Below are 15,313 nucleotides of genomic sequence, written 5' to 3'. Positions count from 1 at the left end.
TCGCCCGCCTTCCGCGTCAGAGCCAACCGTTCCGCACGGCCGTCCGGTACGCCTCCGCGCGGCTGGCGACCCCGAGCTTGCCGACCACGGCGGCCAGGTGGTTGCGCACCGTCCCCTGGGACAGCGAGGTTCGCCGGGCGACGGCCGAGACCGGTGTGTCGGTACCGGCCAGCCGCAGCACCTCCAGTTCGCGCGGGGTCAGCGGGCACTCGGGTGCGGTCAGTGCCTCCGCCGCCAGCGCCGGGTCGACGTACCGGGCGCCGCCGTGCACCCGCCGGACGACGTCGGCCAGCGCCCCACCCGGTGCGCCCTTGGCCAGGAAGCCCCGGGCGCCGGTGGTGAGCGCTCGGCGCAGGTGTGCGGGCCGGCCACGACCGGTCAGGATCACCACCGCGCAGGACGGTAGTGCCCTGGCCAGTTCGGCGGTGACGCCCAGCCCGTCCAGCGCCGGCATCTCCAGGTCGACCACCGCCACGTCCGGCCGGTGCGCCAACGCGGCCCGCACCGCCGCCCGCCCGTCGCCGGCCTGCGCCACCACCTCGACGTCCGGTTCCAGGTCGAGCAGCGCGGCGACCGCAGCCCGGATCAGCTCCTCGTCGTCGGCGAGCAGTACCCGGATCACCGGCGACCCGCCCGCACCGCCGACCGCGTGCTGCCGCGCCGGACCGCTCTCCGGCTCATCCACCGCACCCACCGCCGCCACTCTCCGTCCGTGCCGCCGGAATACGCGACTCCGCAGCGCCCGATGCCGTCCCGGCCGGTACGACGGCCTCGACGGTGAACACGCCGTCGCGGTACGCGGTCCGGAGTACCCCGCCCGCGTCGGCCAGCCGGTCGGCGAGGCCACGCAGCCCCGAACTGTGCCGGTCCGGTGCGGCCGGTCCCGCCCCGTCGTTGGCGACGACCAGCCGGAACCCGCCACCCTGCCGGGCGAGCTCGATCGTGCACCAGCCGGCCCGACTGTGCCGCAGCAGGTTGGTGCTCGCCTCACGCAGCACCGGCACCAACCGCGCGGCGACCTCTGCCGGTACGTCCTCGCCGGCCGGTTGGTCGACGGTGCAGCGCACCCCGGAGGAGCGCAGTACCTCGGCGGTCGCCGCGAGCTGTTCCCGCAGGTCGACCGCACGGTAGCCGTGCACCGCCTCGCGTACCTCGGCGAGTGCCGAGACGGCCAGCCGGCATACCTCGTCGGCCTCCCGGCCGGCCCGTTCCGGGTCGACCGGGGCGAGCCGGGCGGCGAGTTCCGCCTTCAGCGCGATCACCGAGAGGTGGTGTCCGAGCAGGTCGTGCACGTCCCGGGCGAACCGGAGCCGCTCCTCGGTGGCGGCCAGCCGGGCCTGGGCGGCCCGACCTCGCTGGGCCTGCACCAGCAGGTCCCAGAACCACACCTGGACCCAGCCGACCGCCGCGACGGAGAGTCCGATGCCGCCGGTGACCAGGAGGTGGTGCCAGACCGAACCGCCGGTGCTCCGGGCCACCACCACGGCGACGCCGACGGCTGCCAGCACCGCCATCGCCGCCGTCCGGCGACCCAGCAGCAGCGGCGCGGTACCGACGACCGAGGCGCCGAGCCAGGCCCAGGTCGGCCAGTCGGCGCCGGCCACCGGTCCGACCAGGGGCACCGAGGCGACGGCGGTCGTCGCGTACCCGGCCAGTGCCCGGTGCCGGGCCGTGTCGCCGAGCCAGGGGGTCAGCAGTACGTAGACGGCCACGATCTGCGCGACGGCGGCGGCGACGATGCCGACGGCGCCGAGCGCGATCCAGACCGGATCGGGTTCGCGGGCCAGGCCGATCCCCGGCATCATCAGGGCGGTAAGCAGGGTGCCGAGCAGCGCGACAAGCGTGGCGATCCGGGGCCGGCGCAGCCGGGGATCACGTCCGGGCAGGTCGGCGGGGCTGGCCACCCGGCCGATGCTATGCCTCGCCGACCAGCCTGTGTCGACCAGCGGGTCGGGGACCGGTCCGTGCCGGCAGGCGCGTGCGCACCGGACGGGGCAACGGTGCGGCTCGGTTGTCTGCGATGCTCCGGTACCGTGACGCCTTCCCGCCACCTGGTCAGCTCAGGATCACCACTGGAACCGGAGATCGGCTTCTCGCGGGCCGTACGGACCGGGCCGTACGTCTGCGTGGCCGGCACCGCGCCGATCGCGCCGGGCGGTGGCACCGCCGGCCCGGGAGACGTCTACGCGCAGTCCGTGCGGTGCCTGGACATCGCCGAGCAGGCGCTGCGGGAGGCCGGCGCGACGCTGGCGGACGTGGTCCGGACCAGGGTGATGCTCGTCGACATTACCCGCTGGCCGGAGGCGGCGCGCGCACACGGTGAACGCTTCGCCGGGGTACGGCCGGCGTGCACCTTCGTGGAGGTGTCCCGCTTCATCGACCCGGAGTGGCTGGTGGAGATCGAGGTCGACGCCATTCGTGACTCACTTGTAGAGGAACGGATCACGGCGGTTGCGCCGGTGACGGCGTCGGGTCAGGCGCCGTACGACGGATAGGACTGACCTCAACGCGCGCGGCCAAACCATTTTCCCCTCCGGGGGACGGACGGCGGGCACCGACGGTGGTAGCGCTAACATCCTTGCGCAAAATATCGCCTCGCAAGGCGCTCGGCAACATCCGGACCGGAACGCCCGCCACCTCCGGGATATTCGCTGTGCAACGCTCCGGGCTCGGCAGGTACGCCGTGGGAGCGCGTCCATCTGATCATGCTCCACCCCTTGACGGCCGTCGCTCCATCGTATTGAGTCGATATCAATCCGAACGGGCAATGCACCCGACGACGGGAAAGACAGGGGGTGGCATGTCCGTGTCCCGGTTTGCTTTGGCATGCCCCGGAGGATTTCTCCGGACCAATGGCGATCAAATAGTCGACGGCGACGGACGGCCGGTTATCTGGCGGGGGATTGGCCTCGCCGGTTGGCTCAACTTCGAGAACTGGATGACCGGTTTCCCGGCCCACGAGCAGGGCATGCGGGCCGCCGTGCGGGACGTGCTCGGCCCGGAGCGGGCGGACGTCCTCTTCGAGCGCTTCCTGGAGCACTTCTTCACCGCCGACGACGCCCGGTTCATCGCCGGGCTCGGCTGCAACGTGGTCCGGATCCCGGTGAACTACCGGCACCTGGAGGACGACCTGCGGCCGTTCGAGATCGTCGAGTCCGGCTTCCACCACCTGGACCGGGCGATCGAGCTGCTGGCCGCGTGCGGCGTACGCACCATCATCGACCTGCACGCGCTGCCCGGGTGGCAGAACCAGGACTGGCACAGCGACAACCCCACCCACGTGGCCCAGTTCTGGCAGCACCCGCACTTCCAGGACCGGGTCGTACACCTCTGGCGGGAGATCGCCGGCCGCTACCGCGACGAGCCGTGGGTCGCGGCGTACAACCCGGTGAACGAGCCGGCCGACCCGAGCGGGGAGGTGATCGGGCCGTACTCGCGCCGGCTGGTCGAGGCGATCCGCGAGGTCGACCCGGAGCACATCGTGATCCTGGAGGGCAACCGCTACTCCAACGACTTCGACGTCTACGGCGAGCCGCTGCCGAACGTCGTCTACTCGCACCACGACTACGCGCCGCCCGGCTATGTCCCGGACGGCCGCTATCCCGGGGTGGCGCACCTGACCCACGTCTGGGAGTCGCCGGACGGCGTCGGTTACGAGCACGGCATCCTGCTGCCGGACCAGTCCCGCGACCAGTACTTCGACCCGGGCGTACTGGAGCGGACGTTCCTCAAGCGCAGCGAGTACATGCTGCGCACCGGCACCCCGGTCTACGTCGGCGAGTTCAACGCGGTCTTCACCGGTGAGCCCGAGCGGGACGGGATGCGGCTGCGGCTGCTCGCCGACCAGTTCGAGATCTACACCCGGCACCGGGCCAACTGGGCGTTCTGGCCGTACAAGGACATCGGGGTGGCGGCGCCGGTGGTGGTCGACCCGGACAGCCCGTGGATGCGCCGGGTCCGGCCGGTGCTGGAGAAGAAGGCCCGGCTCGGCGTCGACCTGTGGGGCGGCCGGCACGACCACATCCAGCAGGTGATGCGCCCGCTCAAGGAACTCTTCGCCCGGGAGTTCCCGGACTACCTGCCGTTCCCGTTCGGCAGCGAGTTCCTGATCGGCCGGCTGGTGCCGCAGATCCTCTTCGCCGAGGCGCTGCTGCCGGAGTTCGGCGAACTGTTCCGGGGCATGAGCGAGTCGGCGATCGACGAGATGATGGCCTCGTTCCGGTTCGACAGGTGCCAGCCGCGCCAGCCGCTGGTCGACCTGCTGCGCCGGGCCTGCGCCCAGCAAGCGCCGGTGTGAGGCGATGTCCTCGACCACCGGGGCTACGGCCCTGGTCCGGCACCGCGACCTGCCCGGTCCAGCGACGGCCCCACCGGAGCACAAGGACACGCTCCGGGCCGAACTGATCGACACCGTGGAACTGCGGATGCGGCGGGACCTGTGGCGGCCCGGCGACGCCACGCTGCTGCGGGCGCTCGGCGACGCGCGCCGGGTCCTCGCCGTCTGCGACCGGCCGGAGCGGCGCCGCCGGCTCGACACCTGGCTCGGGTACTGGCGGGAACGCGGCGTGCTCGACCACTACCGGACGGTCGACGCCGCCGACCTCGTCGGGCCGGGCGAGGCCGATCCGGTACGCGCCGTGCTGCGGGCCGCCGTCGCCACCGGACTCGGCCGGCGGGACGCCTTCGTCTCCCTCGCCGGGCCGTCGGCGACCGCCGCCACCGCACTCGCCGCAGCCGTGTACCGCCGGTACGTCCGCGCGGTGCGGCTGCACGACGACCTGCGGTCGCTGCTGGACTCGCTGGGCCGGACCGCCCGGGTGCTGGCCGGCGTTCCGGTGTGCGCCGCCGAGGCGCGCGATTCCGTCCTGCTTGTCGACGTGGACACCCTGCTCGCCGATCCCACCCCGATCCGCCCCGACGAGGCGTCGGCGATCCGCCACCTCGCCCGCCAAGACGACGTACTCGCCGGACAGTTCGACGGGCACCACGACGTACCCGCCGGAGCGCTCGACCGGGCGGCGCACCCGGCGGTGGTCCGGCAGGCGGCGCTGGACGCGGTGGCCCGGCTGCTGCATCGGCACGGCCCCGACGCCCCCCGGATCTGGCCGGCACCCGCCGTGCCCGCGGCACCTCCGGCCTCGGTGTGGCGGCCCCCGGCATCCCCGGCGTCGGGCCCGCAACCTGCGGCGGTGCCGCCTTCGCCGTCGGCACTGTCGTCCTGGGCGGCGTCGGCAGTGCCGGCCGGGGCGGTGGCGGCACTGTCGTCCGGGGCGGTGTCCGCAGTGTCGGCCGGGGCGGTGGCGGCGGAAGGGCTGGGGCGGTCGCCGGCGTCGATCCGGGCGCACCGGATCAGGAGGCTGGACTACCAGGTCACCTTCACCGCCGGGGTGCTCGATCCGGGCAACCCGGCACTCTCCGGCCACCTGCCGGCCGGCGCCCGGGTGCTGGCGGTGGTGGACGACTTCTCGCCGGCCGTCACCGCCGCCGTCCGGGAGGCGCTGGGCCGGCAGGGCCGGCTCGCCGGCTACACCGTGCTGCCGGTACGCAGCTCGCCCGGGGGGAAGACGCTCGACGCCGCCGTGCTGCTGCTGCGGCAGGTACGCCGACTCGGTCTCGGGCCCGCCGACCGGATCCTGGCGGTCGGCGGCGGTACGGTGCTCGACCTGGTCGGCTACGTCGCCGCCTGCCACCCCGGGCAGACGCCGTACGTCCGGGTGCCGACCACCCTGGTCGGGCTGGTCGACGCCGGGGTGGGGCTGAAGGTCGGGGTGGACCTGGACGGCCGGAAGAACCTGCTCGGGGCGTACCATCCGCCGCTGGCCTGCCTCTGCGACGCCGGATTCCTGGCCACCCTGCCGGCGGCCGAGTTCCGCTGCGGGCTGGCCGAGATCGTCAAGATCGCGCTGGTCCGGGACGACCGCCTCTTTCACCTGGTCGAGGAGCACCACGCCGTGCTGCGTGACCCGGCCGCCGCCCCGGTGCTGGACGAGGTGCTCCGGCGGGCGGTCGCCGCGATGCTCGTCGAGCTGGAGGAGAACCCCTGGGAGCGGCGGCTGCGCCGGCTGGCCGACTTCGGCCACGAGTTCGGGCACGTCCTGGAGGAGCGCTCCGGCTACCGGCTCCGGCACGGCGAGGCGGTGGCGGTCGGGATGGCGCTCTCCTGCCGGCTGGGCGTCGCCGCCGGGCGGCTGCCGGCGCAGGTCGCCGAGCGCGCCGAGACGCTGCTGCGCCGGATCGGGCTGCCGACGTACGACGGCTGCTGCGACGCGGACGGGTTGTGGCGGGCACTGCGCACCGACGTACTGCCACACAAGGGGGGCAGGCTGCACCTGGCCGTACCGGTCGGGATCGGGGTCGGCGGGTTCGTCGACTCGATCGCCGAACTCGACCGCGCCGACCTGCACCGGGCCTGGTCGGCGCTGCGCCGCCGGGCCGGTACACGGGCCGCCGACCAGCCGGCCCCCGGCCTGTCGGCCGCCGACCCGCAGCCGTGCGCTCCGACAGCGGCAGCCCCGACAGCGGCAGCCCCGACAGCGGCAGCCCCGACAGCGGCGGAACCGGCCTGGGCGTGGAGCGGCTCGTGACCGGAGAACCGGGACGGGACGTGGTGGTCGACGTCGGCGGCACCTGGACCCGGCTGGCGCTGGCCGAGTCGGGACGGCTGGTCGGCGAGGTGGTCCGGTTCGCCACCCCGAGCCGGCGGGACCGGCCGGAGCTGCCGGTGGACACCGTCCGGACCGCCCTGCTGGACCGGATCGCCGAGGAGGCCGACCGGCTGCACCGCCGCGCCGGGCCGCCCGGCCGGCGGGAGGTGGGCGTCGCCTTCGGTGCGGTGGTCACCGCCGAGGGGGTGGTCCGGGACGCCAGCGTGCTCTGGCAGGCGCGGTCGGCCGGCTACGACGTACGGGCGGCGCTGGGCGCGCGGCTGCCGTGGGCCCGGGTGACAGTGCTCAACGACGTCGCCGCGGCGGCCTGGCACTACCGGCAACTCGGCCGGTTCGCCCTGCTGACCGTGAGCACCGGGGTGGCGGTCAAGGTCTTCGACGACCAGCTTCCCGGCACCGCCAGGCTGCTCGCCGACCCGGCCGGGCTGGGCGGGGAGATCGGGCACGTACCGGTGGAGCCGAGCCGGCTCGCCGCGCTGCCCGGCGGCCCGGCCACCGCCGCCCGGCTCGGTCGGGCCGCCGCCGCCGGGGACCGGACCGCCCGCGCAGAGCTGGCCCGGCTGGACCTGCCGTGGTGCGACTGCGGTGCGGTGGCGGACCTCTGCGCGTACAGCTCGGGACCGGCGGTGCTGCGGGCGGCGGTCCGGCGGGCCCGGCGCCACCCGGACGACTTCGCCGGCTCGATCCTGCACCGGCTGGCCGACGGCGACCCGGGCCGGATCGACGCCGGGGCGTTCGCCGAGGCGGCCCGCAGCGGCGACGCGTTCGTCGCCGACCTGCTGCGCGGCGCGACCCGGCACCTCGCGGTGGCCGTGTTGCAGGTCTGCGCACAGCTCGGGCTCCGCACGGTGGTGGTGGTCGGCGGCTTCGCGCACGGCGTCGGGGCGCCCTGGTTCGCCGCGCTGCGCGGCTGGCTGGCGGAACTCTGCGTCGACGCCGGCTGGTTCTCCGGCTGGACGGCGGCCGAGCGGGACGGGCTGCTGCGGGTACCCGCCGACCCGGGCCGGGCCACCCTGGCCGGGATGGCCGGCTATCTCGACGCGCGGCGGGACGAGGTCCGCGAGCTGGTCAAGCCGGTCGGCGAGTCGCGGCTGGTGCTGACCACCGGCAGCCGGCCGCGCTGCGGGCGCGAGCAACTGCTGCTCCGCCCCAGGTACGCCGGACTCTGCGGCACCGACCTGGAGATCCTGCGCGGGGCACGCGGCCTGGAACCGGGGGTGCTCGGACACGAGTGTGTGGCCGAGGTGGTCGAGGTGGGCGCCGCGATCTCCGGCCCGCGTCCCGGTGACCTGGTGACGATCAACCCCAACCATCCGGGCGACGACTACCTCAAGCTCGGCCACAACGTCCCCGGGGTGTTCCGGGACCTGCTCGTCACCGACCTCGGCGCGCTGGCCCAGGGGCAGCTCGTCGGCGTACCCCGGGGCAGCGGTCCGGAGTGGGTGCTGCTGGAGCCGCTGGCGGCGGTGCTGCGGGCGCACCGGCTGCTCGCCGAGCACTGGGCCGGCCGGGACGTACTCGTCGTCGGCGCCGGGGTGCTCGGCCTGCTGCACGTCGCCGTCGCCCGCGCCCGGGGCGCCCGTACCGTGACCGTGGCCGCCCGGTCCGACCGGCGGCTGCGGGTCGCCGTCCATCGTGGACTGCCGGCCCCGGACGCGGTCCTGCCGTTCGGCCCCGGACTCGCCGCCGGGGTCCGGTCCGTCACCGCCGGCCGGGGTGCCGAGCTGGCCGTGCTGGCGGTGGCCGGGAACGCCGGGCCGGCGGCGGCCGAACTGAGCTGGCCGGCGCTGGCCGACGCGGCCAACCTGCACCTGTTCGGCGGCTTCCGTTCCGGCCGGCTGCTCCGGGTGGGCGGCGGCGCGACGCTCGACCCCGGGCCGGTGCGGGCCGGCCGGGACCGCCAGGTGGTGCCGAACCCGGCCGGCGGCCGGTGCACCGTGGTCGGCAGCCGGGGCGGTCGGGCCGGCGACTTCGCCGCCGCCCGCGACCTGCTCAGCTCGGGCGCCGACCCGGACACCCCGGCCGGACTCGACCTGGCCCCGCTGGTCAGCCACGTCGTCTCGCTGCCCGCCCTGCCGGGTGTGGCGACCGAGATCCTCGACCACGGTACGGTCGCCGGCCGCGCGCCGCTGCGGGTGGTGGTCGACTTCCGGCTCGACGGCACGGTGACCGCCCCGGCACCGGTACCGGCCCGGCGGGGCACCCCGTGACCGCCCGGCCCTGGGCAGGGGCGGCGGAGCCGAGCGGTGCCGGGCTGTGGGCGTACGTGCGGGCGGCGGCCAGCGGCGACCGGTACGGTCCGGCCGGTACGGTCGCCGCGCTGGCCAGCCTCGCCGGATCGCCCCGGCTCGGCTGGGTGGATCCGCCGTCCTGGACCCGGGTCGCCCGGCTCACCGCCGAACGGGGCGGCGGCACGCTGCTGCGCGGCTGCCGCCGGGCGGTCTTCGCCGGCACCGGCGGCTGGGCCTTCGGGCTGCGGGCGATCGCCGAGGCGGTGCCGGGGCAGGCTGTGATCCGGGTGCTGGACTCCCTCGACCCGTCGACGGTGCACCGGACGCTGGCCGAGTGGGGTGGCCGGGGTGCCGTCGCCGGGTTCGCGGTGAGCGCCTCCGGGCGTACCCGGGAAACCCGGCTGCTGGCCGCAACCCTGGCGCTGGCCCGGCACCGGACCGGCGGGGCGGCCCCGGCCTGGCTCTGCGAGCGCGGCGGCACCCTCTCGCTGGCCGGCGGGCGCGACCAGGTGGCGCTCTACCACGCCCCGCTCTCGGTGCCGGCGCTGCTCGCCGCCCGGATGCTGTGCTGGCCGCACTTCGACGACGCCTACCGGGCGTTCGCCGGCGCGGCCCGGAGCATCGGCGAGTGGGCCGCCGAGGAGTCCGCCCGGCTGCCGGCGACCGGCCGGCCCCGGGTGCTGTTCCGGCTCCCGCCGGGCGCCGGCCCGGGGCTGCGGCTCTGGACCCTGCAAGCCGCCCGGCAGGGCTGGGGCGGCAAGTCCGAGCGGTTCCGGCCCTGGCCGGAGGTGGCCGCCGAGCCGGCTCCCGGTGCACTGCTCGTCGACGTCGCCGCCGGCATCGCCGGGCTGCGCCGGCCCGGCGGGCCGGCCGGCGCGGTCGCCGCCGCGATGGCCGCCTGCTACGCGGTCGCCGCCCTGGTCGCCTGCGTCGCCGTCCGGCACGGGCTGCGGTTCGCCACGCACGACGCGGTGGACCACTACAAGCGGCTGCTGCCGGCGGCACCGACCGCCGCCGACCGGCCCGCCGGGGCCCGCCCGGTCGGCGACCCCGACGAGCTGGCCGGGGTACTCGCCGGCTGGCTGGCCCGGCGGCCCGACCTGACCGCCGTGCACGTCGTCGGGTACGGCGCCGCCCCGGCCGCCGCGATCGGCGCGGAACGGCTGGCCCGGCGGCTCGGCCGCCCCGTCGAGGTGCACGAGGGCAGCGCCTGGAACCACCACTCCTACCAGCTGGTCTGGCACACCCGCTCGGTCGGCGTGGCGGTGCTACTCGCCCCGGAGCGGCCGGTCGGCACCGGCAACCCGGCCCTGGACGCCGCCCTGGCGGCCCAGCGGCACACCCTGGACGCGATCGCCGGCGCCACCCACCGCTCGCTCGGCCCGCGCAGCCTGCTGCTGCACTGGTCCGGCCCGCCGGAGTTGGACCGGTCCGGCCCGCCGGAGTTGGACCGGTCCGGCCCGCCGGAGTTGAACCGGTCCGGCCCGCCGGAGCGGGTCCGATGACGTTCCGGATCGGCATCGTCGGCGCCGGGTTCCTGACCCGCCGGGCCCTGCTGCCGGCCATCGCCGCCGCCGACGACCTGCGACTGGTCGCCGTACTCGACTCCGACGAGGCGGCGCTGCGGGCGGTCGCCGGGCACCTGCCGGGGGTCTGGGCGGGGACGGACGTACGGGACTTCCTGCGTACGCCGCTGGACGGGGTGCACGTGGCGACGCCGAACCGGCGGCACGCCGAGTACGCCTGCCGGGCGCTGGCCCGGGGCGTACCGACGCTCGTGGAGAAGCCGCTCGCCGACACGGTGGCCGGCGGGCAGTGGATCCTGCGCGCCGCCACCGCCTCCGGGGCCCCGGCCCTGGTCGGCTACATGTCCCGGCACAACGCCTACAACCGGGCGGTGGTCGAGCTGGTCCGCTCCGGGCGGCTCGGCGCGGCGAGGTCGATCTCCGCCTGCCATCTCGGGCACCGGCAGCGGGACTGGCGCAACCGGCGGGCCGACAGCGGTCTCGGCTGCCTCGGCGACCTGGCGATCTATCCACTGTTGACTGCCGCCGACGTCTTCGACGCGGCCCCGACCGCCTGCCGGGGCACCGGCTATCCGGCCGGCGACCGGGAACTGACCGAGATCTTCGTCGATGCGACCGTCTGGTTCGGCGAGGAACGCCGGCTCCAGATCGAGTCGTCGTTCACCGAGCCGCCGTGCACCGGCGTCTCGCGCTACACCGTCGTCTGCGAGCGGGGCCTGCTGGTGGTCCGGAACTCGTGGGCGATGGACTCCGGTGGGGAGGTGCTGGTCTGCGACGACGAGGGCCGGCGCTGGCTGCGTCCCGAGCCGGTGGACCCGTACCTCGCCCAGTACCGGGCGTTCGCCGCCTGCGCGGCGGGGGCGCCGGTACCGGTCGAGGTGGGTGTCGCCCGTGGGCTGCGGGATCTGCGGGTGCTGCACGCACTGGAACGAAGCGTCGCCAACGGCGGAGTGCGGTTGGCGTTGACCGGAGGGCAGAACCCATGAAGCTCGTCCTGCACAGCTACACCTTCCGCCGGTACCCCCTGAGGCACGTCTTCGCGGTCGCCGCGCGGCACGGCTGGGACGGCATCGAGCTGGTGCACTTCCATTTCGACCCGGCCCGGGTCGAGGCCGAGGTCGCCGACGCGGTGGCGCTCGGCCGCCGCTACGGGGTGGACGTGCACTGCGTCGGCTACACCGGGAACTTCGTCGGCGCCGACCCGGCGGCCCGGGAGGAGTCGCTGGCGCTTGTCGAGCGCACCGTCGCCGCCGCGGGTGAGCACGGGATCCCGATGGTCAACGGCTGGTCCGGCACCCTGGAACGGGACCCGGACGACTGGCGGGCCAACGGCAGCGCGCTGGCCGAACCGGTGCACTACGAGCGGGCCGCCGAGGGCTACCGGCGGCTCGGCGACCACGCGGCCCGGCACGGCGTACGGGTCGGGGTGGAGGTGTATCCCGGCTCGGTGCACGACACGGTGGCCGGCACGGCGAAGCTGCTCGCCATGGTCGACCATCCGGCCGTGGTCGCCACCGCCGACCCGGGCAACGCCTACGTGGTCAGTCCGGCCGACCGGGACCCCGCCGTGCTGGACCGGCTCGCCGGCCGGCTCGGCTACTTCCACCTGAAGAACCTGCGTCCGGACGGCGGGCGGGCCGACTTCAACGTGGACACCGCCGAGGGGGTGCTGGACAACTACGCCTGGATCACCAAGGCGGACTCGCTCGGGGTGTCGGCGATCTGTGTCGAGTACTGCGGCGACGGTGACCCGCATCCGCCGATCGCCCGGGCCGGCGACTACGTACGCGGCTGCCTGGCGCTCCGGGACGACCTGGCCCGCCGGCACGCGGCGGCCGGCCGGTCGCCGGAGCTGGCCGGGCGCTCGGCGGAGCTGGCCGGCCACGCGGCGGAAATGGCCGGGCAGCTCGGCACCGGTACGGCGGCGCTGGCCGGTGCGGTCGGGTCCGGCCGGTGAGCCCGGCGGGAGCGCCGGCCGGCTTCACCGGTCGGCCGATCCGGTGGGGTGTGCTCGGCACCGGCTGGATCGCCGAGCGGTTCGTCGAGGACCTGCGGCGGCTGCCGGACGCCGAGGTGGTGGCGGTCGGGTCGCGTACCGCCGAGGCGGCCGAGCGGTTCGCCGGCAGGTACGCGATCCCGCACACGCACGGCAGTTGGGCCGGGTTCGCCGCCGACGACCGGGTCGACGTCGTCTACGTGGCCACCCCGCACGCCAGTCACCACGCGGCCACCGCGCTCTGCCTGGACGCCGGCCGGCCGGTGCTCTGCGAGAAGCCGTTCACCCTCAACGCCGACCAGGCCGCCGACCTGGTGGCCCGGGCCCGGTTCGCCGGCCTCTTCCTGATGGAGGCGATGTGGATGCGCTGCGTGCCGGCGATCCGCCGGCTGGTCACCCTGGTCCGGGACGGGGCGATCGGGGAGCCCCGGCTGGTGCAGGCGGACTTCGGCCTGGTCGGGCCGGTCGACCCAGGCCACCGGCTGCGGGACCCGGCGCTCGGCGGCGGCGCCCTGCTGGACCTCGGCGTCTATCCGGTGACCCTGGCCCAGTTGCTGCTCGGCGAGCCCGACTCGGTAACCGGGGTCGCCACGCTGAGCCAGCACGGTGTCGACGAGACCACCGCGCTGGTGCTCGGCTATCCGGGCGGCGCGCTGGCCAGCCTCACCTGCTCGATCGTCGCCGACACGCCCTGGACGGCCACGGTCTGTGGCAGCGCCGGCCGGATCGAGCTGGGCCGGGGCTTCTTCCGGCCCGCCCGGCTGGAGCTGTACACCGGCGACGGGGAGCCGCGCACGGTCGAGGTGCCGTACCAGGGGGAGGGGTTCGTGCACGAGGCGGTGGAGGTGATGCGCTGCCTGCGGGCCGGGCTGACCGAGAGCCCGCTGGCCACCCTCGCCGACACCGTCGCGGTGCTGCGGGTCACCGACGCCGTCCGGGCCCGCACCGGGGTGCGCTACCCGGCCGACGACGAGTGGCGTCATCCGGCCGACGACGACTGGGGCTACCCGGCCGACGGCGGCCGACACCATCCGGCTGCCGGCGAGCGGCGTGTCGCCGGTTGACGGCGAGCGGCGTTCTCCGGCCGCCGGCGGCCGGCCCGGCGGTGCGTGGGAGTCGCCGGGCAGGGGGCTTCGTCAGGGGAAGACGACCCGGTTGCGCAGGCTGCCGACGATCCGGCCGCAGCGCATCGCGCACCGGGTCACCCAGACGGCCCGCGCCCGGCGGGACCGGAGCAGGTCCGGCAGGTGGCCGAGCAGCCAGCGCCACTCCCGGGCGGCCGGCCGGACCGAGCGGGGTAACCCGGCTGCGGCGAAGTCGCGGTACAACCGGGGATGGCTGAGGCCGTACGCGTAGTACTGCCGGGCCATCTCCGGGAGCCGGCGGCGCAGCCGGTAGTGCACCACCGCCTTCGGCAGCGCCCCGATCGGGTACCCGGCGAGCTGCGCCCGCCAGAAGAAGCTCACCTCGTCCGAGCCGTACCGGTAGGCGGGGTCGAAGCCGCCGAGTTCCTCGAAGACGGCCCGGCGTACCCCGCAGTTGGCGCCGAGCGCGTAGGGGAGGAAGTCGAATCCGGACTGGAGTGAGCCGGCCGGCTTCTCGGGGCGGGTGGCCAGGGCGACGTCGTCGTTGAGCAGCCGCCGTTCGACGTGTCCGCCGACGGCGGGGAACCGGGCGAGTCCGCGTACCATCTCGGCCACCCAGTCGGGTCCGACCACGTCGTCCTGGTCGCAGAAGAGCAGCAGTTCGCCCCGGCTCACCCGGCAGCCCTCGTTGCGGGCGTAGCTGGTGCCGGGCCGGTCGTCCGCCCGGTGCAGCCGGAGACCGGGCAGCCGGCCGGCGAAGCCGGCGACCAGTTCCGGCGTACCGTCGGTGGAGCCGTTGTCGACGACGACGAGTTCCCAGGGTCCGGGGTAGGTCTGCCGGGCCAGCGCGGCCAGTTGCGCGCCGATGGTGGCGGCGCCGTCGCGGGCCGGCATGATCACCGACACCAGCCCGGGTACGGTCACCGCCCGCACCAACTGCTCGGCCCGGGTTGCCCGCTCTGCTCACCCTGCCCGCTCCGCCCGTCGCGGGGGAAGCGCAGCCGCTCGTCGGCGTCGAGCCAGCGCAGCAGCGCGGCGGCGAACTGCCGGTGTCCCTCCGCCAGCGGGTGGTCCCAGTCGCCGAACGGCACCCGGCCGAAGACCATCTCCCGGAAGGTCTCCTCGGGCCGGGGCGGCAGTGCGCCGAAGACCAGGTCGGCGCGGAGCGCCCGCATCACCGGGACCGCCTCGGCCGGGATCGGGTCCGGCAGGATCTCCCAGGCGAACGCGAACCGGCTCGGCACCCCCCGACTCGTCAGGTGGTGCTCCAGCAGCAGCCAGTCGACGAAGAAGTTGACCGTCTCGCCGGTGGTGCTGAACAGGTGCCGCAGGTACGCCTTCGACGGCCTGTCCCCCTCGGCGGCCTTCCAGTCGGCCACCCGCTGCCAGTGCAGCTCACCGGGCAGCGCCGGGCGTACGCCGAGGTCGGGGCGGACCGGCCCGTCCTCGATCCCGCTGTCGTGGTATTCGTTGCGGCTCAGCGCGGTCCACATGTTCACGAAGAGGATCTGCCCGAAGTCGATCCCGTGTGCCGCCCGGATCGAATCCAGGTGCTGCACGGTGGTCCGGACGGCCCGTCGGTTGGAGCCACCGTCGCAGGCCAGGTTGACCACGTCGATCTCCAGCTCCCGGCCGAGTAGGGCCGGCCAGGAGTCGCGGTCCGGCTCGGCCAGTTCGGCGCCCCGGGCGAAGCTGCACCCGTTCACCACGAGCAGCCGGATGGTGCTCATCCGCCCGATCTCACCCCGTCCCGCGCTCGCGGCCCCGTACGCATGGGAACGCTCCCATCCTGTGACGCAGGTGAATATAC

General features: G+C 75.4%; 12 protein-coding genes. 8 read left to right on the top strand and 4 right to left on the bottom strand.

Annotated features, from left to right (window positions below; translation table 11 throughout):
- Positions 1 to 16: 16 nt before the first annotated feature.
- Positions 17 to 622, bottom strand: a complete 606-nt coding sequence (locus O7626_RS30125; protein WP_278066378.1) for a response regulator transcription factor — start codon at positions 620 to 622, stop codon at positions 17 to 19.
- A 55-nt stretch (positions 623 to 677) separates the two neighbouring features.
- A complete protein-coding gene (locus O7626_RS30120; protein ID WP_278064416.1) occupies positions 678 to 1,904 on the bottom strand; it encodes a histidine kinase in 1,227 nt (408 codons plus the stop codon).
- A 129-nt stretch (positions 1,905 to 2,033) separates the two neighbouring features.
- Here O7626_RS30120 and O7626_RS30115 point away from each other — a divergent pair, with 129 nt between their 5' ends.
- From O7626_RS30115 to O7626_RS30080, 8 genes are all read left to right on the top strand, one after another.
- The gene (locus O7626_RS30115; RefSeq protein WP_278064415.1) at positions 2,034 to 2,495 is read left to right on the top strand and encodes a RidA family protein; all 462 of its coding nucleotides are present in this window, start codon (positions 2,034 to 2,036) and stop codon (positions 2,493 to 2,495) included.
- Positions 2,496 to 2,938: 443 nt separating this feature from the next.
- The gene (locus tag O7626_RS30110) at positions 2,939 to 4,297 is read left to right on the top strand and encodes a cellulase family glycosylhydrolase (RefSeq protein WP_278064414.1); all 1,359 of its coding nucleotides are present in this window, start codon (positions 2,939 to 2,941) and stop codon (positions 4,295 to 4,297) included.
- A gap of 4 nt (positions 4,298 to 4,301) precedes the next feature.
- A complete protein-coding gene (locus O7626_RS30105) occupies positions 4,302 to 6,584 on the top strand; it encodes an iron-containing alcohol dehydrogenase (RefSeq protein ID WP_278064413.1) in 2,283 nt (760 codons plus the stop codon).
- Positions 6,581 to 8,875 (top strand): ROK family protein, encoded by a 2,295-nt coding sequence (locus O7626_RS30100; protein WP_278064412.1) that lies wholly within the window; start codon positions 6,581 to 6,583, stop codon positions 8,873 to 8,875. The genes O7626_RS30105 and O7626_RS30100 overlap by 4 nt, the downstream gene beginning before the upstream one ends.
- Positions 8,872 to 10,401: a hypothetical protein gene (locus tag O7626_RS30095; protein ID WP_278064411.1), complete on the top strand. Its 1,530-nt coding sequence runs from the start codon at positions 8,872 to 8,874 to the stop codon at positions 10,399 to 10,401. The genes O7626_RS30100 and O7626_RS30095 overlap by 4 nt, the downstream gene beginning before the upstream one ends.
- On the top strand, positions 10,398 to 11,408 hold the full coding sequence (locus tag O7626_RS30090; RefSeq protein WP_278064410.1) for a Gfo/Idh/MocA family oxidoreductase: 1,011 nt from the start codon (positions 10,398 to 10,400) through the stop codon (positions 11,406 to 11,408). The genes O7626_RS30095 and O7626_RS30090 overlap by 4 nt, the downstream gene beginning before the upstream one ends.
- Positions 11,405 to 12,379, top strand: a complete 975-nt coding sequence (locus O7626_RS30085) for a sugar phosphate isomerase/epimerase family protein (protein WP_278064409.1) — start codon at positions 11,405 to 11,407, stop codon at positions 12,377 to 12,379. Before O7626_RS30090 ends, O7626_RS30085 begins: the two co-directional genes overlap by 4 nt.
- Positions 12,376 to 13,482: a Gfo/Idh/MocA family oxidoreductase gene (locus tag O7626_RS30080; RefSeq protein WP_278064408.1), complete on the top strand. Its 1,107-nt coding sequence runs from the start codon at positions 12,376 to 12,378 to the stop codon at positions 13,480 to 13,482. The genes O7626_RS30085 and O7626_RS30080 overlap by 4 nt, the downstream gene beginning before the upstream one ends.
- A 72-nt stretch (positions 13,483 to 13,554) precedes the next feature.
- Here the strand turns inward: O7626_RS30080 and O7626_RS30075 are convergent, their stop codons facing one another.
- Together O7626_RS30075 and O7626_RS30070 are read right to left on the bottom strand one after the other, a co-directional pair.
- Entirely contained in the window at positions 13,555 to 14,427 is an 873-nt protein-coding gene (locus O7626_RS30075; protein ID WP_278064407.1) for a glycosyltransferase, read from the bottom strand.
- Complete coding sequence (locus O7626_RS30070) at positions 14,424 to 15,233, bottom strand: DUF6071 family protein (RefSeq protein WP_278064406.1); 810 nt, start codon at positions 15,231 to 15,233, stop codon at positions 14,424 to 14,426. Before O7626_RS30070 ends, O7626_RS30075 begins: the two co-directional genes overlap by 4 nt.
- Positions 15,234 to 15,313 lie beyond the last annotated feature (80 nt).

The sequence above is a fragment of the Micromonospora sp. WMMD1102 genome (assembly GCF_029626265.1).
Taxonomy (GTDB): Bacteria; Actinomycetota; Actinomycetes; order Mycobacteriales; family Micromonosporaceae; genus Plantactinospora.
This window is presented reverse-complemented; position numbering and strand designations above follow the sequence as displayed.

Coding starts and splice junctions, on each gene's coding strand:
- O7626_RS30110 (WP_278064414.1), top strand. CDS start 2,939: ATGACCGGTTTCCCGGCCCACGAGCAGGGCATGCGGGCCGCCGTGCGG.
- O7626_RS30105 (WP_278064413.1), top strand. CDS start 4,302: ATGTCCTCGACCACCGGGGCTACGGCCCTGGTCCGGCACCGCGACCTG.
- O7626_RS30090 (WP_278064410.1), top strand. CDS start 10,398: ATGACGTTCCGGATCGGCATCGTCGGCGCCGGGTTCCTGACCCGCCGG.
- O7626_RS30085 (WP_278064409.1), top strand. CDS start 11,405: ATGAAGCTCGTCCTGCACAGCTACACCTTCCGCCGGTACCCCCTGAGG.
- O7626_RS30070 (WP_278064406.1), bottom strand. CDS start 15,233: ATGAGCACCATCCGGCTGCTCGTGGTGAACGGGTGCAGCTTCGCCCGG.